The sequence below is a fragment of the Bifidobacterium sp. UBA6881 genome (assembly GCA_002451435.1).
GTDB lineage: Bacteria > Actinomycetota > Actinomycetes > Actinomycetales > Bifidobacteriaceae > Bifidobacterium.
In genome coordinates, this window is the sequence record DKCF01000003.1 from 15,439 (window position 1) to 15,929 (window position 491).

Here is a 491-nt window from a genome sequence, read left to right on the forward strand (position 1 = left end):
CGGCAGGCCAAGGCCGCACGTGAGCGGGATGCGACGGCGGATTCCTCCAGTCTCGTCGATGACAGCAATGCCATCAGCATGGGCGATGTGATGAGCTACGCTGGCGGATTGCGCTCATCGTTCGGCGCGGCCGCCGACACCACGTCGAAGAACATGGCGAAGGTCGGGGGAGTGACGTCTGATTCGGCGAAGCGATCCGGTGATTCCGGGAAATCCGGGAAATCCGTCGATTCGGCGGAAACATCATTGCCGATCGGCGCATATGGACTTGCCGGATCGGGCGATCGCTCGTTGATCGTGCTGGACAACAGCGACATGATCGATGAAACGGTCGACTTGGCCGACGCCGCGGAAACGTTGGATGCCGTATTGCAGCAGGATGTGGATTCCGTGTTACGGAATCGAATCGCTGATTCCGCCCGGCGGCATGCCCGAAGCACCCAATACGTGTTGTCCGTTCCGGTGCTGTGATGCGTCGAAGTGTCGATGCA

At 60.3% G+C, this 491-nt stretch carries 1 pseudogene; it reads left to right on the top strand.

The features are described 5' to 3' along the window. Positions 1 to 471: pseudogene (locus B3C64_RS00150) on the top strand (hypothetical protein); the annotation flags it as partial. Positions 472 to 491: the final 20 nt, after the last annotated feature.